The sequence below is a fragment of the Chitiniphilus eburneus genome, assembly GCF_005048205.1.
Classification (GTDB): domain Bacteria; phylum Pseudomonadota; class Gammaproteobacteria; order Burkholderiales; family Chitinibacteraceae; genus Chitiniphilus; species Chitiniphilus eburneus.
In genome coordinates this window covers 19,917-42,369 of the sequence record NZ_SUMF01000029.1, presented here as the reverse complement: position 1 = coordinate 42,369, position 22,453 = coordinate 19,917, and the positions used below count along the sequence as shown (strand labels likewise).

27 protein-coding genes are annotated in these 22,453 nt (G+C 60.2%); 16 read left to right on the top strand and 11 right to left on the bottom strand.

The window, feature by feature from the left end:
- From FAZ21_RS16865 to FAZ21_RS16820, 10 genes are all read left to right on the top strand, one after another.
- Positions 1-567: DUF4258 domain-containing protein (locus tag FAZ21_RS16865; protein WP_136774612.1), on the top strand; the 567-nt coding region annotated here is incomplete at its 5' end.
- An 18-nt stretch (positions 568-585) separates the two neighbouring features.
- Positions 586-879 carry a hypothetical protein gene (locus FAZ21_RS16860; protein ID WP_136774611.1) on the top strand — a complete coding sequence of 98 codons (294 nt, stop codon included), beginning with the start codon at positions 586-588 and terminating at the stop codon, positions 877-879.
- Between the two features lie 185 nt (positions 880-1,064).
- Complete coding sequence (locus tag FAZ21_RS16855; protein WP_246038737.1) at positions 1,065-1,379, top strand: ClpB D2-like domain containing protein; 315 nt, start codon at positions 1,065-1,067, stop codon at positions 1,377-1,379.
- Positions 1,380-1,398: 19 nt separating this feature from the next.
- On the top strand, positions 1,399-1,782 hold the full coding sequence (locus FAZ21_RS16850) for a hypothetical protein (protein ID WP_136774610.1): 384 nt from the start codon (positions 1,399-1,401) through the stop codon (positions 1,780-1,782).
- A gap of 485 nt (positions 1,783-2,267) precedes the next feature.
- Entirely contained in the window at positions 2,268-2,687 is a 420-nt protein-coding gene (locus FAZ21_RS16845) for a hypothetical protein (protein WP_136774609.1), read from the top strand.
- Positions 2,671-3,114, top strand: coding sequence for a hypothetical protein (locus FAZ21_RS16840; protein WP_136774608.1), 444 nt, complete (start codon positions 2,671-2,673; stop codon positions 3,112-3,114). Before FAZ21_RS16845 ends, FAZ21_RS16840 begins: the two co-directional genes overlap by 17 nt.
- A 298-nt stretch (positions 3,115-3,412) precedes the next feature.
- Complete coding sequence (locus FAZ21_RS21350; RefSeq protein WP_444542053.1) at positions 3,413-3,676, top strand: DUF7336 domain-containing protein; 264 nt, start codon at positions 3,413-3,415, stop codon at positions 3,674-3,676.
- Positions 3,677-3,724: 48 nt separating this feature from the next.
- The gene (locus FAZ21_RS16830) at positions 3,725-3,949 is read left to right on the top strand and encodes a DUF7336 domain-containing protein (RefSeq protein WP_136774606.1); all 225 of its coding nucleotides are present in this window, start codon (positions 3,725-3,727) and stop codon (positions 3,947-3,949) included.
- Between the two features lie 245 nt (positions 3,950-4,194).
- Complete coding sequence (locus FAZ21_RS16825; RefSeq protein WP_136774605.1) at positions 4,195-4,692, top strand: hypothetical protein; 498 nt, start codon at positions 4,195-4,197, stop codon at positions 4,690-4,692.
- Positions 4,693-5,001: 309 nt separating this feature from the next.
- Entirely contained in the window at positions 5,002-5,298 is a 297-nt protein-coding gene (locus tag FAZ21_RS16820; RefSeq protein ID WP_211243505.1) for a hypothetical protein, read from the top strand.
- Positions 5,299-5,965: 667 nt separating this feature from the next.
- Here the strand turns inward: FAZ21_RS16820 and tssA are convergent.
- The 3 genes from tssA to FAZ21_RS16805 are packed head-to-tail and all read right to left on the bottom strand — an operon-like array spanning position 5,966 to position 8,757.
- A complete protein-coding gene (gene tssA / locus FAZ21_RS16815) occupies positions 5,966-7,057 on the bottom strand; it encodes a type VI secretion system protein TssA (RefSeq protein ID WP_136774604.1) in 1,092 nt (363 codons plus the stop codon).
- A gap of 3 nt (positions 7,058-7,060) precedes the next feature.
- The gene (locus FAZ21_RS16810) at positions 7,061-7,324 is read right to left on the bottom strand and encodes a PAAR domain-containing protein (protein ID WP_136774603.1); all 264 of its coding nucleotides are present in this window, start codon (positions 7,322-7,324) and stop codon (positions 7,061-7,063) included.
- A complete protein-coding gene (locus tag FAZ21_RS16805) occupies positions 7,321-8,757 on the bottom strand; it encodes a hypothetical protein (RefSeq protein WP_136774602.1) in 1,437 nt (478 codons plus the stop codon). Before FAZ21_RS16805 ends, FAZ21_RS16810 begins: the two co-directional genes overlap by 4 nt.
- Before the next feature lie 528 nt (positions 8,758-9,285).
- On the opposite strand from FAZ21_RS16805, the gene FAZ21_RS16800 reads away from it, so the two are divergent.
- Positions 9,286-10,086 carry a hypothetical protein gene (locus FAZ21_RS16800; protein WP_136774601.1) on the top strand — a complete coding sequence of 267 codons (801 nt, stop codon included), beginning with the start codon at positions 9,286-9,288 and terminating at the stop codon, positions 10,084-10,086.
- A 59-nt stretch (positions 10,087-10,145) separates the two neighbouring features.
- Here the strand turns inward: FAZ21_RS16800 and FAZ21_RS16795 are convergent, their stop codons facing one another.
- Genes FAZ21_RS16795 through FAZ21_RS16770 form a run of 6 tightly spaced genes read right to left on the bottom strand, consistent with a single transcriptional unit; the run spans position 10,146 to position 16,162 of the window.
- On the bottom strand, positions 10,146-11,369 hold the full coding sequence (locus FAZ21_RS16795; protein WP_136774600.1) for an MFS transporter: 1,224 nt from the start codon (positions 11,367-11,369) through the stop codon (positions 10,146-10,148).
- Positions 11,366-12,640, bottom strand: a complete 1,275-nt coding sequence (locus FAZ21_RS16790; RefSeq protein ID WP_136774599.1) for an ATP-grasp domain-containing protein — start codon at positions 12,638-12,640, stop codon at positions 11,366-11,368. The genes FAZ21_RS16795 and FAZ21_RS16790 overlap by 4 nt, the downstream gene beginning before the upstream one ends.
- 17 nt (positions 12,641-12,657) lie before the next feature.
- Complete coding sequence (locus FAZ21_RS16785) at positions 12,658-13,824, bottom strand: ATP-grasp domain-containing protein (RefSeq protein WP_136774598.1); 1,167 nt, start codon at positions 13,822-13,824, stop codon at positions 12,658-12,660.
- On the bottom strand, positions 13,821-15,068 hold the full coding sequence (locus FAZ21_RS16780; protein ID WP_136774597.1) for an ATP-grasp domain-containing protein: 1,248 nt from the start codon (positions 15,066-15,068) through the stop codon (positions 13,821-13,823). Before FAZ21_RS16780 ends, FAZ21_RS16785 begins: the two co-directional genes overlap by 4 nt.
- A gap of 56 nt (positions 15,069-15,124) precedes the next feature.
- Positions 15,125-15,880, bottom strand: a complete 756-nt coding sequence (locus FAZ21_RS16775) for an iron-containing redox enzyme family protein (protein WP_136774596.1) — start codon at positions 15,878-15,880, stop codon at positions 15,125-15,127.
- 9 nt (positions 15,881-15,889) lie between these two features.
- The gene (locus tag FAZ21_RS16770) at positions 15,890-16,162 is read right to left on the bottom strand and encodes a 2Fe-2S iron-sulfur cluster-binding protein (protein WP_136774595.1); all 273 of its coding nucleotides are present in this window, start codon (positions 16,160-16,162) and stop codon (positions 15,890-15,892) included.
- Positions 16,163-16,397: 235 nt separating this feature from the next.
- Here FAZ21_RS16770 and FAZ21_RS16765 point away from each other — a divergent pair, with 235 nt between their 5' ends.
- The 5 genes from FAZ21_RS16765 to FAZ21_RS16745 all read left to right on the top strand — a co-directional run bounded on the left by FAZ21_RS16765 (position 16,398) and on the right by FAZ21_RS16745 (position 20,827).
- Complete coding sequence (locus FAZ21_RS16765; protein WP_246038720.1) at positions 16,398-17,777, top strand: aminotransferase-like domain-containing protein; 1,380 nt, start codon at positions 16,398-16,400, stop codon at positions 17,775-17,777.
- Between the two features lie 260 nt (positions 17,778-18,037).
- A complete protein-coding gene (locus FAZ21_RS16760) occupies positions 18,038-18,664 on the top strand; it encodes a hypothetical protein (RefSeq protein ID WP_136774593.1) in 627 nt (208 codons plus the stop codon).
- A gap of 74 nt (positions 18,665-18,738) precedes the next feature.
- Positions 18,739-19,095 (top strand): outer membrane protein assembly factor BamE, encoded by a 357-nt coding sequence (locus FAZ21_RS16755; RefSeq protein WP_136774592.1) that lies wholly within the window; start codon positions 18,739-18,741, stop codon positions 19,093-19,095.
- Positions 19,096-19,278: 183 nt separating this feature from the next.
- Positions 19,279-19,836, top strand: coding sequence for a dihydrofolate reductase family protein (locus FAZ21_RS16750; RefSeq protein ID WP_136774591.1), 558 nt, complete (start codon positions 19,279-19,281; stop codon positions 19,834-19,836).
- A 205-nt stretch (positions 19,837-20,041) separates the two neighbouring features.
- Positions 20,042-20,827 carry an aminoglycoside phosphotransferase family protein gene (locus tag FAZ21_RS16745; protein ID WP_136774590.1) on the top strand — a complete coding sequence of 262 codons (786 nt, stop codon included), beginning with the start codon at positions 20,042-20,044 and terminating at the stop codon, positions 20,825-20,827.
- 262 nt (positions 20,828-21,089) lie between these two features.
- Here the strand turns inward: FAZ21_RS16745 and FAZ21_RS16740 are convergent, their stop codons facing one another.
- Both FAZ21_RS16740 and FAZ21_RS16735 read right to left on the bottom strand, forming a co-directional pair.
- Positions 21,090-21,560: a YdeI/OmpD-associated family protein gene (locus FAZ21_RS16740; RefSeq protein WP_136774589.1), complete on the bottom strand. Its 471-nt coding sequence runs from the start codon at positions 21,558-21,560 to the stop codon at positions 21,090-21,092.
- A gap of 154 nt (positions 21,561-21,714) precedes the next feature.
- Positions 21,715-22,023: a putative quinol monooxygenase gene (locus FAZ21_RS16735; protein WP_136774588.1), complete on the bottom strand. Its 309-nt coding sequence runs from the start codon at positions 22,021-22,023 to the stop codon at positions 21,715-21,717.
- Between the last annotated feature and the right edge of the window lie 430 nt (positions 22,024-22,453).

Sequence of the window (22,453 nt, the reverse complement as noted above, 5' to 3'; positions counted from 1 at the left end):
GCTTCCAACCCGATCCATAGCTTTGGGCGCTATACCTATGCCAATAACAATCCGCTGAGGTATGTTGATCCGGATGGTCGTGCCGCCATTGTGCTTGAAGTTGGTGTGCCGCTTCTAATTGCTGCCATCTATGTTGCTAATAATAAAGATGCTCAACAAAGTCTGATTGATGCATGGAACTCAATTAAGGGGATGATGAATAGTGATCCCAGTCCTACAACTCCCACTGGTTCTCGTGGTAGTCCGATTGAGGTTGAGCCGGGTACGAATGCACCAGGCACGATTGGTGATCGCGACTACAGCGGGCATGCCTTTGATAGGATGCAAGGTCGGGGTGTTCCACCCTCGGCTGTGGAGGAAGCAATAAAGAACGGTGAGAGTCGGCCTGATCGAGGTGAGATTGTGCACAACGATACGAAAAATGGTGTTCAAGTGGTAGTTAATCAAGACGGTAAAGTAGTTACAGTAAAAAGTATCGGGAAAAGCGGAAAAAAGGAAAAAGGGGAGACAAAGGGTGAAGATAAGGGCGGGGGAGAAAACAAGGGTGGCGGTGGCGATAAAAAATAATTGAAAAGAGGTTTTTTAATGAATTCAGATATATTTCTTGATTTGATAAGAACGATTGATGGTTTTTTTCAAAAAAAAATTAAATTGCCATCGCTGCTCTTGCGCATGGAGACACTAAATTCCCTTTTGATGGAAAGGGGGTTTGAGTGGGATTTTGACTTTGAAGACGGGATGCTGGGCATCGACATTGTTTGCGGGAATATGTCTTTGGAGGGGCGCTCAGATATGAGTCCAGATGAAAAATTAGAAGTGGAGTTTTTTTTGCGTGAGGTGAGTGAATTGGCAAAAAAAGAAACAATGAGTGACGAATGAATGTTTGGATGTTTGGTGATTTAAAAGACGAAGCTGCCATTATCCTGCCGCACAAAGGTGGTGGCTATGGCGAAAGCTCAAGACATCGGAGAGTTGACAGCGCTGAGTCGGCGCGTCATGCGCCAGTCTTGCGGTTGATGAACAGCTTGCGTGGTTGTTCTGTTGACCACCAGCACTAGATTGATGTGCTTGCCTTCGTCCCCATCGGGCAGCATGCCCCGGCGCGCGACGACGTGCTGCTCCGCATCGTCGGCCTGAAACTCGGCAAGATCCGTCGTCGCATCGAGGAAAACCACGGCGCGCAGGTGGATTTCCTCGAGGAGCTGATCGAACTGGTGATCAGCCGCTGCTACGACGTGGACAGCGGCGCACGCGACGCCGACGCGATCCTCAACCGCACCGTGCTGGCACGCATCTCCGCCGACCTGCTCGACCGCATGGCGGCCGGCAAGCCGATGAAGAAGATCGGCGTGACGGTGAAATCAAAGGTTGGAGTTTAAGTAAAGGGGAGTTTGATCTATGAAAAATTCATTTTTTCTTTTTTTCTTCTATGCAAATTGTGCAATGGCACAGAATGGATTAATTTGTGACGTCCGCTTGGATAGGGTTTTTCATGACAAGGCCCAAAAGGAATTTGTTTATAAAAAATCTCAAGTTCGCGATTTGACAGAAAAAAGCCCCAAGGAGTGCTTGCAAAACAAAAATGCACTAAAAGCCATATTGGCAACAAAAAAAACCTTAAGTGACGATATTAAACATGCAATGGCTGCCGTCTTCAAGGAGGGGGATAGGTATCAAGTTAGCCTTCACAATGGTGGTCCAAGGGAAGAGTTTGAATTTGGTGGAATTTATAGTTGTGAGGTAATAGAAGGAAAGGCTTTTGATTGCAAATTTGATCGCTAAAAAATAGTTTGCGCATCAGTAGATCGACCTCGCCCCCGGCGCCTGCGTAAACTTTATTACCGCGCCCGCTAGAAAATAGCGGATGAAGCCACCAATGGCACGTCCTGTTGCACTGCGACTCCCTGGGCCACCGGATTGCCGCCATCGCCGCCAAAGGCAAACTACTGTGGCGGAGGATCTACCGCCCATATGGCGAAAAACTGGTCGGTGCCACCGGCCGGAGCTGCCGCGCGAAAAATGAAAGGCGAAGCTCATGGAGTGAAAGGGAAGGGAAATTGAAATGGATGTTATTGTCATTCCTTTTGAAAGTGTTGGCGATGTAAATTTCAACTCGCCGGTACCAATGGCCTGCAGTACCAGGAAGTCGATCTCAGTACCGGCAGCCGCGAAGACTTCTATTACTACGACTACCAAAAAATGACGGACAAAGCCGCCAACGGTACGTCACCCCTGTACCACAGCAAGCCACTGGGCAAGGTGAAGCGATGAAAAAAATATTGGAAAATGTAAATTTGGATTCGATTGTTATTGAAAATAATGGAAGAAATATCAATTTGAAATTCATCGATATGATGAAAGGGGATTTTGTTGGTTGGGTGGAATGTAGAAATACCATTTCGTTGGATTATCAAAATTGCTTTGACGAGGCAGAGCATGAAGGGTTTGCCGAATATGTTGGCTTGGTGTCTTGTCAGGTATTTTCACCAGGAGAGTGTGAGCAATGGATGGGGAATGAATATCGATTTGGATCGAAGGAGGATTTTAAAATGAAAAATTTGATTTTGCTTTGTGCCGCTGGCGGAGAGGTGGATTTGAGGATCGTATGTAAAGAAGTGTTTTTTAACCAATCCAGATTTGCTGTGGTTGATGGGTTGATAGGGGTGGACAATGAAACCCTTGGTTGAGTTTTTCAAGGCATCTGGCGAAGTATTGAGTATTTTGAGGTTTGAAAAAAATAACCAGAAAAGGGTGCGCCTTCTGGCTATTTTGAAAGCAATCCATATGGGAGTGGCTGAGGGTAAAGCATTTGATATGTTTGGTGAATTTTACTCGCCGGAGTGGATTCTTGAGCAAAAATCGCAGGCCGATGAGAATAATCTCAAGGTTTTGGAAAGATACGAAGTTGTCTTGTGGGCGGGTGTTGAGGAGATTTTCAGGCTCTCCACTGCCGGTGATTGGGATGAGTTGCAGGATTTGGCTGATACATTGCACTGTCTGGGTGACGCGATTCAAAACAAGCATGGATGGGATGAGCCGGGGTTTTGGGCTTGTTATCTTTTACCCTATGAGAAAAGATGGAATAAAATGCTGTTTTCCAGATATAAAAGATGAAAATTTATTCGTTTTTTGTCGAGTTTCAAGGGGGCACTTACGTGTCTCAATATCTTGCTGATACTTTAGATGATGCTGCGTCCCTGTGAGGGAAGGATTTTTGAAGAAAAGAAGAGGTTTCTTCTAATAGAAAGATGTTTTCAAGACTGATGTCGTCTGTAAATGAACCTAATGATGAATTTGTTTTGCTGGATGGCATGAAGAACATATGGTGCTTTACAGTGTTGCTGGATGAGGACCTGCTTCTTGCTCATGTTGTTGAATCATGATGGAAGGGGTGGTTCTTTAGCGGAAATATGTGAAGCTTTGGGGCCAAAGAGTAATTTCAGGTGAGAAAATTCCGGTGAATGTCTACGTATTGGAGCACATTTATGGGAATGATGAGTGTGAGAGCGAAAATTATAAATTTTTAGGGGTTTTCGACTCAGCGGAGAGCGCGGAAAAGGCCATCGAATTTCTAAGTGGCCTCCCGGGGTTTAGAGATTACCCGGATGGATTTTTAATAGAAAAGTATGCAATGAATGATGTCCATTGGACGGAAGGGTTTGGATGGGATGAATGAAGAGGTGGAAGTAAAAGTAAAACATATGAAACTTTAGGGGCTGTACCCGTGGATTCTGTTTATATACTACATCATGTACATGAGCTTCCCGGTGGGGAAGAGGATGTAAAATTTATCGGTGTTTATGCCAGCGATGCAGAGGCAAGGCTCGCAATTTCAAGGCTTTCGGAAAAGCCCGGTTTCATGGATGCACCCGATGGATTTGACATCCAAAAATACCAGGTGGGCAAGGATCACTGGGTTGAAGGGTATTTCACCTATATTCCGGAATAAGAGGCCAATGGTTTTTTCTTGATTTTATTTTTTGAGAAAGCAAGCTGAAGCAACCAAGCTGCCATATTGCGGCCTGAGTTCACCTGCACCAATTGTCTGCTGTAGCAAGAGATCGGCGTCAGTGCCAATCAAGCCAAAATCTTCTACTGCCACGGCCCCCGGGAAGTGCATTCGTTCAATCGATATGAGTGTACGAATAGCAATCCATTGAGGTTTATTAAGCCCGATGGAAAGGAATGGCAGGCATGATTATGCCGTTGACTTACACAATTGATGATGAGATGGATAACGCGGGATTGAAAGTCAGGATTGCTGCGCTCGACTGGATGCTGGCGCTGGCCCGCTTTTGGTTGGGCTACACAAATGGCCAACCTGACGTGGGCATGGCGAGCAGGTACATCCGTGCGTTGTGCCAGTTTGACGTATCCGGGAAGGAGAAGGTGCCAGCGTTCATGGCCTTGCAGGGGTTGCCACAAACAGAAATTCTGTCAGAGGCCGATTTTATCGCACAGTTCGAAAGTGCTGTCTGTGGGGTTGAAACACCCAATTTCCGGCTTTTGCTTGACCGCTATCATGCAGTCATCGCGGATGGCATCTTGGAAGCAAAGAAAGCCATCAATGCGGGGAAATATCGAGAGGGCCATGAATTGCGTGGATGCTATTCATGCATTGCCCTCTGCGGTGCTGTCGGTTCGGTGGAACCCAACTGCATATTGGGTGACATATCTGGCGCCTTATCATAAAAAGTGGAAATCAAACGTGTTTGAGCCTTATAAGGCGGATTTTCACTATGGTACGACGTGGCTATTCAGCTGTATTTACTGGAATGTTCGGCGGTTTTTCTTACAGAAAATTTCGTTGGGAATCGGTGCAATTTTCCCGCCAGACGAAGAGGGTGTCGCCCTGGACGGGTTTCGATTGAGCCGAGCCCTGGAAGGCAAGGACTGTGCGCTTACCGTGGTTGGAGGGCAGACCATTCAGGGAATTCATCGTATCGAGAGTGCAATCAGGGCGAGGCGTTCAGTCAACGTCAACAACTGGTGTGTGAAGCCATGAAAAGTGCTATGGAAGAGACGAAAGAATTCATATCTGATGGCTATCTGGATGAAGTTGAGCGGCGCTGCAATGCGGCCGCGCCGATGCCATGGGTTTCCTATGTGGAGGGGCGGGATCATCAAAGTGGTTCCAACTTTATAATGATTGGAGAGGGCGAGAACCGAAGAGAGGATATCGAGTTGATCGGCGCCAGCGTGGCAGATCAGGATTTTATTGCCAAGGCGCGCCAGGATATTCCTCAATTGATTGAGGCTATCCGATTTTTGAAGAAATCAATTTCAGGTGTGGACTGACTACGAAGCGGCCAAGCCGGGCCGTTGTAGCATTCACACAGCCGACAGCTTGCTGCATCAGGCGATCAATCTTGTCTCTGATGCAACCCAGGCCATTCATTCCACGGCCGTTACCAAGCTGGTGCAGTGTTCAAGAGCCAGCTCCAGGACTTTGGGGTGGATTGACCGGGCATATGCAACATGGGCGCAGCCTCCTCCGATATTCTCGCCGCCATCAGTAGCGACGCAGTACTTGTAAAGTGACTCTTGATAGGCGCGAATGTAGGCGTCCCCACATGCCTCCCGCTCCCCCTGCATTGAATTGAATTGAGCGCGACCTTCGGCTGCTCGTTCAGATGTATAGGATTCCCTCGGAATACTTGGATTTATGAGGGGGGCAGCTTCCTGAGCATTGGAGCTACCAATTATTGGCACGACCAAAGCGGTGAGAAGAAAGGAGCGAAAGTTCTGGGACGTTTTCATGTGGTCTAGCGAATAAAAGGGACTTCCCCATCCGAGGCTGCGGTGGAGGCCGCAGGCAGCACTTACAAGAGGGGAAAACCATGACTTGGATGATCAGATTCCGCATTCGGTATCACGGTAGTTTGGCCGGTAGCCTCCATGGCGTCCGCCAAAAAAACAAAGACCCGAAGGTCTTTGTTTTTGTCGTTCATGCTGAGTCGGCCGTTCATGCCTGCCGGAAATCCAGCAACTCCCGCAGTTGACCCAGTGTGGAGTCGTCTTTGATCACCGTTTGCAACCAGTCTTCCAGTGGCATTTCGGCCCATTTGGCGGCGCGCTCGGCGAGCAGGGCGACGGGGCTGTGCGGTTCGTTGGCGCGGAAGAAGCGCGCGATGTCGCGGAGCTGGCGGATGGCGTCGGCGCGGCTGGCGATGGGGCCGGCGGCGATCAGTGCCTGGGGCGTGGCTGTCGGTGTGGCCGGGGCATCGTGCGGGGTGGTGTTCATGACGGGCTGGGTCTCCCCGGCGGGCGTGGCGGCGGCGCGGCCGCCGAACTGTTCGAACAGGCGGTTCACCACGTCGCTGGCGGCGTTGATCGCTTCGCGGATTTCCGCCAGGTTGGGCGCGGCGTAGCCGAAGCGTTCGTCGCACAGGCTGTCCAGCCCGGCATAGGCGTCGCGTGCGTCGGTCAATTGTTCGCTCAGGGTCTGGAACCACGGCAGGCCGGCGTACTGCGCGGCTTTGTCGAACACTTCGCCGGACAGTTTGCCTTCGGCGATGGCGCGTTCGCGGGCTTCGCCATCGCGCAGGCCCAGGTTTTCCACCTCGCGCGATTCCTGCCAGCGGTACCAGTCGTAGCCGCCGTGCGCCTGCGGGATGAGCGGCACCTGGCGTATGGCGCGTCCCAGTTGGGTGTTCAGCCATTCCAGCTTGCCCACGCGTTCGTCCAGGTCGTCCGGGTCCAGTTCGGGATACGCGGTTTCCCAATAGCGTTGCAGCAGGCCGGCGACGAAGCGCAGCCCGAAATCCAGGCCGGCGTAGCCGTCGATCCGGGTCAGTGCTTCGACGTACCACACTGCCAGTTGCAGGTCTTTGCTCTGGCCGATCAGCGCGTCTTCGCACAGTTTGCGCGTTTTGGGCCAGTCGGCGCTCTTGAGCGATGCGGCCCAGTCGCCTTGCGACAGCACCGGGTCGTCGGCGCGGCGCGCTTCGCGAATCTGGTCGAACAACGGCGAATAGCCCAGGTCGCTACCGGCCGGCTGGGCCTCCGATACGGGGGCGAGCAGCAGTTCCAGTTTGTCCTGCCGGGACTGATCCATGCTTTAACCTCTTTCCATGTTGGGTATCGTGGCGATCAGCGCGGCGCCACAGCTTGTCTTGTGTCCGTCCAGCGCGACGGGTTTGCCATCGACCAGCCAGTTCGGATCGGCTTCGACGATGACGCAGTTCGAATGGCCGGGTTTGGGGCAACTGACTTTGTCGCCCAGGCGGGCGATGGCTTTGCCCATCACCACCGTGGACGGTGATGCGCTGACCACCGAGCCGCCGTGGCTGGTGGGGTCGCCCAGGCGGATGACGCGTTTCATGGGGTTGCTCCTGCAATGGCGGGGCGCATCACGCCGACCCCGACGAAGTCGTCGCCGTCGAACTCGGCCGCGACGGTGGGCTGCGCCAGTTGCGCGGCGCGCAGCAGCGCTGTGGCCAGCAGCAGCGGGCCGCGTGCGGCGCCGATGTCGCCGTATTCGACGACCACGTTGGTGGCCTGGTCGATGGGGTTCAGTTCGCTGCCGAAGTAGTGCAGGGCGGTGGCCAGCGCTGCCAGCCGGCTGCCGCCGGTATCGACGCTGCCGCTGTTGTGCGCCAGCCAGCCGATTTCCACCGGCGCGGGGGCGTCGGCCTCGGCGCTGTCGAATGGCTGGTCGCGCAGGCTGGCGTTGATCAGTGCGCCTTCCAGCAGGTTCTGGATCTGCCGCGACAGGCCGTTGCCGTGTCCCACGCCGCCCTGCTTTTGCAGGGTGCGGCCCTGGTGCAGGGTGGCGAGCGGCGCCAGGTCCAGCAATGCGGGTTGCAGTGGCGGCGGTACGCGGGCCCAGCCCAGGCCGGCGGCTTCGCCGCCCTGGCGTTCCCAGTAGGGCTGGTACGGGTCCTGGTCGTCACCGGTGACCACTGCGTCGTCGTCGCGATAGCTGGTGGTCAGGCCGGGGCGGCTGAACAGCAGGGCGACCACGGCATGGCCGGGCTTGCCGCTGGCGGATGGGGCGGGGGGCGCGTCGTCGTCGTAGGGGTCGTCCGCTTCGGTGTCTGCCAGTGGCGAGTCGGGGCCGAGCAGCAGCAGTGCGGGCAGGGTGGGGTCGTTTTCGAACAGGGCGACGACGCGGTCGGCCACGCCATCGATGCCGGGCAGGAACTTGCAGTCGGCCTGGCCGGGCGGGTGGTCGAGGGCATTGTCGTCGATGGCTGCCTGCCAGGCGCCGCGCGCCAGGTCCAGTTGGGCGGCGCCGGCCATCTGGTTGCCGGGCAGCAGGTAGATCGGCAGCCAGGCGATGGCGGGGCTGCTGCCGATGGCCAGCGAGAGCACTTCGTGCAGCGATTGGCGCAGGGCGGTTTCGCGGCCGACGCCCAGCGTTTCCTCGGCTGGATGTTCCAGGAACGCGCAGGGTGCCGGCTGGCCTTCGAACCAGCCGGGCGGCGGTGTGGTGGAGGAGACCCAGACGCCCCGGCAATCCACGTAGGCGCGGCGGCGGCGCAGTTCGGCTTCGTGCGTGTCGCGCGCGGCGCTGATCCGGGCTGCGTTTTCGGCGGCCTGGGCGTCGATGGCCGCTTGCGCGAGCGCCGCCGCGCGTTTGGCGCGGTAGCTTTTCCAGGCGCTCCATGCGCCCATCAGCAGTACGGGGGGCGCCACGTGCAACAACGTCAGCGAGGGCACCGACAATTGTCGCAGGTCCACGGGCAGTACGAACCACACCAGTGCCCACCAGATGCCGGTGATGCCGCCAAAAATCAGGGAGTTGAGAATCATGCTGGAAAGCTTACTTTTTGTTGGTTTGCTGACAGCGGTAAAGCGGCATTCTATCTCTTTTGCTACATCCAGCGATAAGTGGGCTGACTGGACTACGCCCGGGTTCTTGCAGCATTGCGTCATGGCCGCTATCCGCGGGCGCTGCCGTCGGGCGGCGACAAGGCGACGATTATCCCGGCGCGGGCCAGTGGCAACCGTTGGTAGCTGACGATCGGATGGCGTTTTGCGTGCCGGCGCCGGAAGGACGGCCGGGGGTGGTTGGCAGTGTGCTTTGCTTACGCCAGGGCAGGCGGCGATGCGGATATCATGCGGTGCGATGGGCGTGGCGCTTTGGAGGCGGTGTGTTCGGGCTTCATCCTGGGCGATCTTGGCTTACCCTGAAGACAGGCTGCGCGGTGGCGGGCCGGTGCCGCCCGCGATGCCGGGCTTGCCGAGCCTTGCGGATGGTGCAGCCTTGGCGATTGTCACTGGCTCTGGATAGGGACTACTGTCGCGTGTCGCATGAGCAAACCCCTCAGGAGGACTGGAATGAACTATAAGGCCGCTTCGGTCACGCTGGCGCTGACCTCGGTGTTTTCATTGGGGCTGATCAGTTGTAACGGGCCCGCCGATGGCACCGGGGGCGGTGATCCGTCCCCCACGCCCACCACGGCGCCGACCCCGACCCCGGTGCCGGCCCAGGGGATCTACAGGGGATCCACGTCCGACAGCCGCCAGACCACCACGCTGATCGTGCCCAGCGGGCAGTTCTATACCTGGTACACCACCAAGCTGTCGTCGAGCATCATCGGCGGTGGTGTGGAAGGCGTTCTCTCTGCCAGCGACGGTACGCTGGCCTCCAACAATGCGGTCGATTACAACATCGAGCTGGGCACCATCAGTCCGGCCTCGATCACTGGCAGCTACACCGAGCAGAGCACGATCTCGGGCAGTCTTACCTATGGCCAGAACGCGGATACGGTGACCTTCAGCGCCAATTACGATTCCGCCTATGAAAACACCCCGTCGCTGGCGGCGGTGGCCGGCTCCTACGATGGTCTGGCCAGCAGCCCGGGCGGTACCGAGGTGGTGGTGTTGACCGTGGACAGCGATGGCAAGGTCACCGGCGTGGATACGGCCGGGTGCGCTTTCAGCGGTACCGTGACTCCGGATGCGACGCATAACTATTATGCGATCAGCACTACCTTCGGTGTGGCGCCGTGCGTGTCGGCGGGGCTGACGTTCACCGGTGTGGCGTTGTACGAAACCAGCGGTGGCCGCCTGCTGGGCATGGCGCCCAACAGTAGCCGGACCGGTGGGGTGATCTTCAATGTGGTGAAGCGTCCCTGAGTCGCTCATGGCCGCACCCACCACCACACCGCGCTTGGGTGCGGTGTGGTGGTTTGGGTTCACGCTGCCTTGGGGATCAGTTCGGGCGGTAGCGCGGTGCGGGAATGGCGATGCAGGTAGCGACGCAGCAGCAGGAAGGTCGCCACTGCCAGCAGGGCTACGGCGAGGTAGAGCCGCTGTACCGGTACGCGGTCGCCCACCGCCGTGACCAGCAGCCCCGCCAGCGGCAGGCTCAATTGGTTGAGCAGGACGATCAGGCCGATGGCGCGGCCCAGTTGCGCTTGCGGTATCCAGTGCAGGCGTTCGGTGCGGATGAAGACGTTGAACAGGCCGCACAGGGCGAAGCTCAGCGCGTAGCCGAACACGAACACGGGGTAGCTGCCGGCCAGCCCCATGATCAGCCCGCCGACGGCGATGACCAGGAAGGCGACGATGCCCAGACGGTAGACCGAGATGCGCTTGAGCAGCCACGGTACCAGCAGGAAGCTGGCGATCGACAGGATGCCCACCGAGACCTGGAGGCTGGCGTAGGCTTGATCGGGCAGGCCGAAGTGGCCGACGGTGATGGCGGCGCCGGTGGCCAGCGCCAGCCCCACCACCAGGTTTACCGCCAGCGACAACCCCACCAGTGCGATCAGCAACGGCGTGCCGCGCAGGATGCGAAAGCCGGTTGCCAGGCCGGCCAGTACGCCTTCGCGGCGGACGTCGGTATCGATCCGTCGCGCTGCACGCAGGGTGCGCACGCCGCAGGCGCTGAGCGCGAATACTGCGCTGGCGGCCCATAGTAGCTGTGCCGGCGCCAGCCACAGCATCAGCAGGCCGGCCAGTGCGGGGCCGGCCACGCCGGCGCCGTAGTTGATGCCTTGCAGGGTGCTCTGCGCCTTGGGCATGTCGGCTTTGCTCACCAGCAGCGGTACGGTGGCTTCCAGGGCGATGAAGGCCTGGGCGTAGCAGAACGCGCACAGCGCCATCAGCAGGGCGGTGACGGCGAACGCCTGCTGGGGCGCTACGGCCAGTGCCCAGGCCGCCAGCAGGCAGGCCACGGCGCGCACGCTGTCGGCCACGACGTAGACGCGCGCGCCACCCACGCGGTCGGCCAGTACGCCGGCCAGCGGCAGCGAGACGACGCGGGGCAGCCATTCGCAGAGAAAGGCCAGTCCGGACATCGAGACGCTGCCGGTGGCGCGGTAGACGATCAGCGGCACTGCGAACATCAGCATCTGGTCGCCCAGGGTGGAGGCCGCGCGCGAGGCGAGGAAGACGGCGATGCGCGAGCGGGTCATGTCAGTGCCGGTACGGGCTGGGTGACGGCATGCGGTGCGATGTGCAGGCTGGCCTCGATGGCGCCGGCCAGCGCGTCCAGCCGGGCGCGCAGTGTGGCGTGGTCGTCGGCGTGCAGGATGATCTGGCCGATGAAGGCGGCGTTGTCGCGCACGGTGGCGCTGACGATGTCGCCCGGCTGCTTGGAATAGCCGGCCTGTTCCACGGCGATGCCCAGCGCCTGGGCCAGTGTGGCGATGTCCGGCATCGCGAGCAGGATGCCGTCGGCCGGTGCGCGCAGCATGCGGATGCCGCTGTAGCCCCGGCGCTGCAATGGCGCGGCGCGGTGGCTGTCGTCGAGCGCCCAGGCCACCCATTCTTCCCACGGGTTGAAGCCGGGGAACGACAGGGCGGCGAGGTCCCAGATGTGCATGCCGGCCGGGCGCATATTGGTTTCCACCGCCCAGGTGGTGTCGTCGCGGTGGAAGATTTCGTTGTGGTAGGCGCCGTTGGTGTCGGACACCAGTGCGCGCATGTAGCGCCCGGCCTGATCGATGCGATGCGCGTCGGTGGCCAATAGCGGCGCCGGTACGATCTGTTGGTATTCGGCGCGGAATTCGTCCTGTGTGGTGTGCTTTTCGGTGATCCAGCACTGGCCGGCGACGTAATCCCAACTGTATTCGCGGGCGTGTTCGATCAGTGTTTCGACGATCACGCCGCCCTGGCGGTAGGGCGCCAGCGCCTGCCATACGGCGGCACAGGCGCCGAGGTGGCGGATGACGTGGCAACCGCGGCTGTTGCCTTCGCTGGCGGGTTTGACGAAGGCTTTGCCGCCCAGCGTGGCTACGGTGGTCTGCAAGGCGTCCAGGGTGTCCACCTGGGTGCTGAATACCGGCTGGTAGCCGGGCGCGCGTTCGGTGCGGGCCTGGTCCAGCGCGCGGAACACGCGTTTGTCCAGCCCGGCGGCGGCCTGTGCGGGGGCCGGGCCGGGCAGACCGAAGCGGGTGGCGAGCCGCGCGCCGAGCAGGATGCCCCGGTCGGAGAATGGCAGGATGCCCAGCGGGCGTAGCCCGTGCTGGGTCAGCGCGGCTGCTACCACGGCCTGCGCGGCGTCCAGCGCGGCGGCGTCCAGCGAGACGACGATCACCGCGTCGGCGGCGTCGTAGTCCTGTGGCTGCGGGCGTTCGGTCAGCAGCATCAGCCGCAGGCCGCGTCGCTGGGCGATGGCGCGCAGCTTGGCGATGTCGTAGATGCGTACGTTGTTGTAGCCAACGACGATCAGGCAGTGTTCCATGGCGGTCCTCGAGCGTTTCAGGCGGTCTGGCTGACCCGGGTTTCGGCAAAGATGCGTTGTAGTGTGTGGCGTACGGCGTCGGCGTTGCCCTGGACCACGCCCGATAGCGGCGATGCGCCGGGGGTGTAGCTGATGCCGTGGCTGTCCCGGGGGCGGTGGTTGCGCTGGTGGGAGCGCAGGGTGTCCTGCCAGCGGGCGGCGTCGAAGTCGACGTGCAGCGGTCCGTGGTAGCGGTGGCCGGGGTAGACGAACCAGCCGAAGTAGTGGTCGTGCTCGCGCGGTTGCAGCACGGGCGCTTCGGCGTGCAATTGGTAGTACAGGTCGGCCTGGTAGAGGTTGATGCCGGTTTTCAGTTCGAAGGTTTCCGCCACCCCGGCGCCGCCGACGCGCGCGGCGGTTTCCAGGAACCAGTAGTGGCCGTCCGGATCGCGGATGCCTTCGAAGTGAAAGCTGCCGTCGCGCTGGCCCAGCGCGGCCAGCGTGCGGCCGGCCAGCGCCAGCGCCACCGCGTCGGCCGGCCGTTGTGCCGATCCCAGTGGTGCGCCGTTGGCGTAATTGAGGCAGTCGCCCACGTAATCGCTGGTCACGGCGGTGACGATGCGGCCGGCGGCGATGAAGCCGTCCACATGGAAGATGTCGCCGGGGACGAAGGCTTCGACGATCAGCGCGCCGGTATCGTCGAGCTGCGCCAGCCGCGCCGCGATCTCCGCCCGCGTGCCGGTAACGATGCCGGTGCTGGAGGCTTCGAGCCGGGGCTTGATCAGGTAGCGGCCGGTTTCCGGCGCTTGGTGCGCGAAGGTGGCGGCGTCCCAGTAGTCGGGCTGCGGCAGGCCGGCGGTGCGGCAGCGTTCGCGCATCAGCCATTTGTCGCGCAGCGGCAGGAGGGCGGCCGGGCGCTCGCCGGGGATATCGAAGCGTTCGCGCAGTTGCGCGGCGGCCAGCAGGTCGTATTCCGAGCGCGCGATGATGCGATCTGCGTCTTGCCACAACGGCGCCAGCGTGGCGGCCAGGTGGTCGGCGTCGAAGCGTTCGCGTTCCAGCAGGCGGAAGTCGGCCGTGCTCGGCAGGTCGGCGGCGCTGGTGGCGTCCAGGCACAGGTAGGTGACGCGGTGGCGGGCGTGGTCGATCGCCAGGTCGTAGCGTACTTTGGCGTAGGGAATGCGGTGCAGGATGACGATGTTCATGCGTGATACTCGATGGCGAAGTGCGCCTGGCTGTCGATCACGAAGCGCGCGCGTTCGGCGGTGGAGAGCGCGGTGATGTCCCACAGCGCCTGGCCGATGAAGATTTCGCGCTCGACCTGCGGCAGCCGTTCGCCTTCGCGCACGAACAGTTTGTCGCGCAGCGCGGGCTGGCCGGTGTCGCGGCGGCTGAGCTGGCGCACGGTGCGGCCGCTTTCGCCGAAAAATACGCGGAAGAAGGTGTGGCGGCGTTCGTTGTGCGCGGGGGCGGCGATGCGGCCGGTCAGCAGGTCCAGCCAGCGTGCCAGCAGATCGACGCCGCTGTGCAGTTGCGTGCTGTCGACGATGTAGGCGCCGCCGATGCGTGGGTTGATCTCGATGATCTCCCAGCCGTCTTCGGGGTGATGGCGCGCTTCGATGTGGTAGACGCCGCTCTGGATGCCGAAGGCGGCCAGGCAGCGCGCGATGAAGTCGTGGCCGCTGGCGGCGGCCTGGGGCGGCAGCGACAGCGGGGGGCAGGTGCAGGCGTTTTCCAGCGTGGTGCGGCCGTGCGATTGCAGGTCGATCTTTTCATGTACCGCGTGGACGCAGACGCAGCCACGCTCGACGCTGACCTCGAAGCTGCATTCCGGGCCACGGATCAGGTCTTCGACGATGAAGGCCGGTTCGCCGCTGAAGATGCCGCTATAGGCCGCGTCTTCGCAGGCCAGGCGCCACAGCGCCGCCAGTTCGTCGAAATGGGTCAGTCGGTCGGCGCGGAAGGTGCCGAAGCTGGCCAGGCCGGTGCGCGGTTTGATGAAGTGCGCCGCGCGGTGCTCCAGTGCGGCGAAGCGTTCCGGCGTCAGTGGCTGCGCGGTCTTTTTCGTCAGGCCATGCCGGGCCAGCGTGTCGCGCATTGCCAGTTTGTCGCGCAGTGCGTCGATCACCGTCGCCGGTACGTCGCAGGCGCCGAGCCGCTGGTTGGCCTGCGCCATCAGGCCGCGATAGCCATCCCACACCGAGATGCAGCCGACCATGCGGTATTGCCCGGCGAGTGTGTCGAGATGGGTGTCCACCTGTGGCCAGGACAATGCGTGGTCGTCGGTGAACGCGGCATGGTCCACCTGTTCCGCCCATTCCGGATGCAGGCCGCGCGCGGAGGCGGACGACAGTACGCAGGCCGCGTAGCCGCGCCGGGCCAGCTCGGCGGCGAGCGGCGCCACCATCGACAGGCCCTGGTGCGACAGAATCAAGAATCCCTGTTTCATTGTGTTCATCCTCGCTGCCCGCCGCCGCAGGGGCGGCGGGCGATTGCACCGGGCACTCAGGCGGCTTGCTGCTCGGCGGCGCCGTGCAGGCGATACATCTCTTCGAAGAACATTTTCAGCAGGTCCTGGATCTCCGAGAGGTAGCGCTTGATGTCGGTCAGATCCTGCTCGTTGTCCACCAGCAGGCTGAGGATGTCCCACATGTCCTGGGTGTGGTCTTCGACCAGGTCGGTGTTCAGGTGGGCGGCCTGGCCCCGGATGTGGTCCTTGCCCAGCGATTCGCCCATGGCTTTGATCTGCCGGGGGGTGATCTTCTGGGTGGTGTATTCGACCAGGTAGCTGTAGCAGATCACCCCCAGCGGTTTTTCGTGCTCGGCGACGAAGTACAGGTAGCCGGCTAGCAGGCGTGTGCAGAAGCTGGGCTCGGTGGCGTAGATTTCGTCACGGCTGACGCCGATGCGCTCGGCATCCTGCATGAACAGCATGTCGTGCAGCATTTCCTCGTCCTGGTAGGCCGCGTACAGCTTGGCGGCCTCGGCGTGCAGCTTGGTGATGCGATGCAGGGCGTTGGCCTGCGCGCTGCGCATCAGGCGGATGCGCCAGCAGTGCTCGATCAGCGACTGGCGGTAGTAGGGCAGGTGAACCTGTTTGCCTTCGAAGTGCCGCGCGTAGGGCACGGTGCGGTTCCATTCTTCGATCTTGCCGTCGAGGAAGGCGTCGATCTCGCGCTTGGCGCGGGCGCTGGCTTCCTTGTCGAGAAAGGGCTTGCTGCGGATCAGCGAACGGTCGGTGATGCGGTTGTGGTGTTCCATGGAAAGCTCCTAGTTGATTTCAAACAGCACGGCGTCGCCGTAGGCCTTGCATTGGCAGGCGAGCCGCATCGCGGGATCGGTTTCGCCGGTGAGTTCGAACAGTCGATGCTCGCGGTCGGTCTTTTCGGACAGGTTTTCCCCGCCACTGACGATGCGTACGGCGCAGGTGCCGCAGTTGCCGGATTTGCAGCCGAACATGATGTGGTCTTCCATCTCGATCAACGCCACGCTGCCGGTGAACTCGACCTGGGTGCCGGTGTTGACGAACCTGAGGGTGGGCATGTGCTGGTTTCTCCAAAGCGTGCGAAGCCTGGCGAAACGCTTTGTCTGTCATGGCGATGGGCGATGCCCGCCTGGCTGGAGCGGGCGTTTCGCATCAGGCGAGCGCAAGGGTAGGGGGTGGGGCGTCCAGCGGGCAGATAAATGGCTCAGCAAAATAGCCTGACTTTACCGGTACGATTACCAGTAAAGTTTGGAGTGGTATGTGCACGTATCTGCAATAAATTTCACGATAGGTTTGCCTAAGGTTCAACAGATTGCCGATCACCTGGCGCAGGCCATCGCCGCTGGTGAACTGCCGCCAGGCACCAAGTTGCCGTCGATCCGCGAGCTGACGCAGACCCTGGGCGTGAGTAAGTTCACGGTGATCGATGCGCTCGACCGCTTGCGGGGGCGCAATCTGATTGTTTCGTACCAGGGGCGCGGCTATTTCGTGGCCGCGCGCGGCCAGGGCGGGCAGACCTCGGCGGTCTTGAACGATCTGCTGCCGCAGGATTTCCTCAGCGTGCTGCGGCGGCTGCTGATCTCGTCGAACGGTGCGGCACGCCCCGGTTGCGGTTTTCTGCCCGAGTCCTGGCTCGATTCGGACGCGTTGCGCCAGGCGATGCGGCAGACGGTGCGCGCGCCCTTGCTGCGGCTGGCCGAATACGGTGTGGCCAGCGGTTACCCGCCCTTGCGCGAGGCGTTGCGGGAAAAGCTGGCCTGCCAGGGGTTGGTGGTGCCGGCGGAGCAGATCGTGACCGCCGCCAACACCATGCAGGCGGTGGACATGCTGTTGCGGTTGCTGCTGCGCCCCGGCGATACGGTGCTGCTGGACGATCCCTGCTATTTCAATTTCCACAGCAATCTGACGCTGCACGGGGCGCAGGTGGTGACGGTGGCGCGCGGGCCGGAAGGCCTGGACCTGGAGGCGTTCGAGCGCTGCCTGTCGTCGCGCCGGCCGCGTGTCTATCTGACCTCCGGTCTGTTGCACAACCCTACCGGGCAATCGTTCCTGCCGGCGCAGGCGTTCCGTCTGCTGCAACTGGCGCGGCAGTACGGCTGCCATGTGATCGAGGACGATCTCTACGGTGACCTGCACGATAAGCCGCCGCCCCGGCTGGCGGCGCTGGCCGGTGTGGAGCAGGTGAGCTATGTGTCGGGGTTTTCCAAGATACTCACTGCCAATCCGCGCGTGAGCTATGTGGCGGCGTCGCCCAGCCTGGCCGCCGCGCTGACCCATCTGAAGCTGATGAGCGGGGGCGTGACCTGCGAGCTGCTGGAGCAGATCGTCTATCGCATGCTGATCGATGGCAGCTATGGGCGGCACTGCAAGCGCCTGGTCCATCGCTTGATGGAATCCGGCGGGCGGGTGGCGCAATGGCTGCTGGCTGCCGGGTGCACGCTGCCTTTCGGCGGGGAGGGCGGTATGTTCCACTGGGCGCGCCTGCCGGAAGACATCGACAGCGAGACCCTGGCCCGCGCGGGCCTGCGCCACGGCCTGATTCTGGCCCCCGGCAGCCTGCTCAGCCGTGGGCCGGATGCGCGGCGGTTCATGCGTTTCAACGTGGCGTATAGCGACGACGATGCCGTGAAAGCACGCTTTGGGCTGGCGTTGGCTGATGTGCGCGCGAAATGAGCGGCGGTTAAAGCCCCGGTTGGGGAGAGGTGCGGAATCTGGTTACTGGTGACGATCCATTCTGGCGTTGGGGGCACTTCGCTGAATGGATGTGGCATTCACATGCTGCGTAAGGTGCGTCATGCTTGTATGATTGCGTGCATGCAAAGACATTTGTTGGGTAAATGTTATAAAAATCATCCCCTTGGGGGCTTGGGGATATCCGTATTACTGATGATGCACTGATGGAGCTGTCAGTCTCAACTGTGAGGGCCAAAAACATGAAAATGCGTTTCGCACTAGTCTGTCTGCTTGTTCTTGCTCCGCATATTGCAGCCGCTTCGAATTTCATCGCGGTCAAGTTAGATCGTGGGGTAGAGCTTCAGCTCCCGAAAGATTGGGGGCTCTTTACGGCAGAACACCATCAGTTAATTGATACGACGGTTGAGGCCACCATGGAGCTCTCAGGCGTGGGCGCACCAGATAGAACAAAAGCAAATCTCATTGCGGCCTACTCGATGCCTCGATCCACCTATGCCGCGGTTCGGGTGGATTCAACGAAACCCCTTGCTGGATCGACGTCGGCGATTGCCAATATGAGCACTGCTGGGATAAAGCTATTTCAAGCCGGGGTGCACAGTACTCTGCAAAAGACTCTTCGCCAACAAGGCCTTCAGCTATTGGCGTTCTATGGTGTTCGTCGTGCCACCATCTCTGGGTACCCCGCTCTGATTACCGACTATCGCCATAGCGACCCCAAAGGCCCCGTCATTGGGAGCATTGTTCAAATATTTACGCCAAGCCAAACCCTCGCTATCAATCTTTCCTACCGGGAATCTGAACAGGCAATCTGGAAGTCCGTCATTGGAAAGGTATATAAGTCAATTATCATCCACCGGTGGCCCTGACCATCGCATGCAGCCGAGGTATTTGCCTTCGCTCCGCTGCGGCAAATCCGCGGCTGATGCGGGGCGTTAGAACCATGACACCACAACGACGTCGCCTTTCGCTCATAGTGCTGGTTTCGGCAATCCTTTTCGTAGCAATCATCAGTATTTGCTGGTTCAACTACTCAACAGCCGTTAAGCACGAGGCGCATATGTTTTATGCGATTGAGGAAGGGGCTTCTCGTGAATCCGTCGTAGAAGTCTTGGGCCCACCAAGCGAGGTGCGTCCATGCGGTGATAATTTGTGGTGGGGAAAGGATGCCGACTACCGTGGCAAGAACGATGGTCGCTGTGTCACCGAGGAACGCTACATGCACTTTCTTGGCGCATTCGGGATTGGATACTCAGCGGGTGGCAAAGTCGTTTCAAAGTATGAGTACATTTCGGAATAGAGGTGGGAAGCACTCTGGCTGTCCAGCCAACCGGACTGCCCGAAGCTGCGCTTTGGGTTCCCTCCGTTGCCGTGCAGCCCCGGCCTCCCGTCAGGCGACACGGAGTGAGCACTTCCGTAACCGGACCCATGTCCTGGGGCAAGGCGGTGGGCGTTTCGTCGCGCATTTCGAACGGAGGACACCATGGGGCTCTTGACCTTCAGTATCAACCTTACCCTGGACGGCTGCGTCGACCACCAGGAAGGAATTGCCGACGGCGAGACACACGCGTTCTTTACCCGTCTCATGGAAGAGAGCGGGGCGATGCTGTGGGGGCGCGTTACCTACGAGATGATGGAAAGCTACTGGCCAGCGGTCGCCCGTGGCGAGGCGGAGGCGTCGTCGGCGATGCGCGAGTGGGCGGTCAAGCTGGAGGCGAAGCCGAAGTATGTGGTGTCCTCGACGCGACAGGTCTTTCCGTGGACCCATAGCCACCTTATCGCCGGGGATCTGCGCGCCGGTGTGCAGAGACTCAAGGATGCGACACCGGACGGTGTGCTGCTCGGTAGTGGCAAGCTCGCGACCGCGCTGGACCGGCTGGATCTGATCGATGAGTATCAGTTGTTGCTCCACCCCAGAATCGCCGGCCACGGCCCTACCCTGTACGAAGGCGGCTTGCCCGGCACGAGGCGACTCGAGTTGGTTTCGGCGAGGCCGCTTGGCAACGGTGTGATGGCCATGCACTACCGGCGCGCGCGCTGACTGGAAGGTGGGCGATGTCGCCTCATTCGGACGTTAAGGTCTGCAATGCGGCGAGATGCCGACATCGATTGGCCGGCCATGAACCGCCGCGCTGGCCGCAAAGCAGCAGTTCCGCCCGCACCCGCTGCTCAGACTTCGACGGAGCGGGCCTGCGAATTTGTCTGGCAACAGACCAGGGGCGCGCCGGGCGGCGTAATGTGGCGGGATGATTGACGAGTACATGATTCGTTGGGGCCTCGTAGCGGACGGCCTGCCCATCGCGACCCAGAGCGGGCACCTTTTGCCAGTCCGGTACGACGGAATGCCTGCAATGCTCAAAGTTGCCGTCCAGGAGGAGGAAAGGGCGGGCGCCGCTTTGATGATCTGGTGGCGGGGCGAAGGCGCGGCCAGGGTTCTGGCCCATCACGGAGCGGCGCTCCTGTTGGAGCGTGCCGAGGGGGGCATGGCGCTCGCCGAGCTGGCTTGCATTGGACGCGACGACGAGGCAAGCCGGATCATGTGTGAAGTGGCTTCCCGGCTGCATGCACCGCGACCTGGGCAACCGCCTGTATTGACTGGCCTGTCCAGACGGTTTCAAGCGCTGGAGGCCCGCGCCGCGCAGGGTGGAATCTTTGCCAGTGCCGCGGCAACCGCCAAGGACTTATTGGCATCGCCACAGGATGCTCGAGTGCTCCACGGGGACATACACCACAACAATATTCTCGATTTTGGTCCGCGTGGCTGGCTCGCGATTGACCCGAAGGGGCTGTTGGGGGAGCGCGGCTTTGATTATGCCAATATCTTCTGCAATCCCGACTTTCGGACCGCGGTGGAGCCGGCGCGGTTTTCCCGAAGAGTGGATGTCGTGGCGACGGCGGCTGGCCTGGAGCATGGGCGGCTGCTTCAGTGGATTCTGGCATGGGCGGGGCTTTCCGCCTCGTGGCATCTCGAGGATGGCTCCACGCCCGATACTGCCCTGGCCATCGCTCAATTGGCGTTGGCCAGGCTCTGACCTGGGGCTGGATCAACGTCTGCACGTGGCCGGTTGCTGCGATTGGGCAGCAGTGGGGGCTGGGCAGGAAGCAAGCCCCCGGGGAGCACCTGGATGGGTGGTCAGGCTTTAGAGCCGCTAATAACCCCCTTCTGACTATGTCGCGGGGGGCGCCGAGCCTCACTTGCCATACGCCTTGTACTGTCTGCGACCGAAGGAAGTCCGGTTTCTTGCCTTTCAGGACGTTTCGCGCGCCTTGCCAGAACCGCTGTGCTGGGTTTTGTCAGCGGCTCTTGGTTTTAGCCGAGGCCGTGGCGGCAACGTGCTCCAGCTCGCTGATTAATTTGGCGATTCGGCGCAAGCGGGTTTCAGGCGATTTCGCTGCTTCGATGCTTGCGATGTGTTTGCGCCGAAGACCGAACGGCAAGTGCTCGAAGGCGTTGCGCAGTGCTTTTTGCTTGTTCAGCGCCAATGCCACATCTGCTGGTTCTTCAACCGTGCGCGGTTCAATGTCGAGTGCAAGCAGGACTTCTACCAGATCATTTTCGGTTATTTTGCTCGCTTTGCGATTGGCTGCGCTGATACCGACCAGGTGCATGCCTCGCATTACTGCGATCCGGCTTCGCCAACTGTGTCCGTTGATCGTTATGACGACCGCTGGACGGGGTCCGGCGTTCAGTTGCTCCAGCGCTTCCTTCGGCGCTTCGACGGCCGTCGCGTTGCCGGAGGGAATGACTTTTGCCCAGAATTTCATGTGGTGTCGACTTTTGCCTGTGCGGTTCAACTGTCGGCGGATGGGCCCGTCAGCCCATCCGTAATCCATCATCCAGCCGTAGGTCTGTGATGTGCCATCGGGGTATCCGAAACCCAGGCTGATGCCACGACATGGCGTCGAGTTGAACGAATGGTCAATCCACTTTGGACCAGATCGGAGTCAGCGCCGTAACGTGTGGCGGGCCAGATAGAAGTGGCTCTACGTCTTTCAGGTAAGCAGCGTAGCTATCCGTCTTTAGGAATGCTTGTGATGCTTCGGCGCTTGTGTACTGTTGGAAGGCGTGGATGGCATCCGGGTCGGCGTTGTCAAAGCAATAGAAGTACGCGATATGCCCCGGGTTGGCGGAGATGGCCGGGGCCATGTGCCTTTCCCATACTTTTCGGACTTCATCTCGTTTTCCGGGGAGCGTTTTGTGCTGGATGATGAGCGCAAAAGCAGTCATTGAAACTCCACGTGTCGTGTTGAGTTCGTCTGCGGACGGCGGCGGTGATGGGGGTAGTCAAGCTATGCGTGGTGTTCCGCGTCAACGTCCGGGAGCAGTGATTGTAGATCGCTCCGGCAAAACCTGATTTGCTGGATGCGTTTGCACCGGTTCCGGGATTCCGGGTAGCAGTTCCCATACCCTTCGGACATCTTCATTCGCATCGGTTTTGCGCACGGCAATGGCTGCTTTGGCCGAATTGCAGACGAATTGTTGCTGATCAGCTAACCAGTCGCCCGCGCGCGCGGCGGGATGGTCACAAGTGATCAGAGAGGGTCATCTCCGCCGGATTTTGCAGGGAGGGGAGGCATCTTCAGCCCGCGCCGCTGTCGGGGGGCCGTCATGGCTTCGGTCAGCCTGGCGGGCGAGTGCGTCTGGCGGCGGTGAAGCC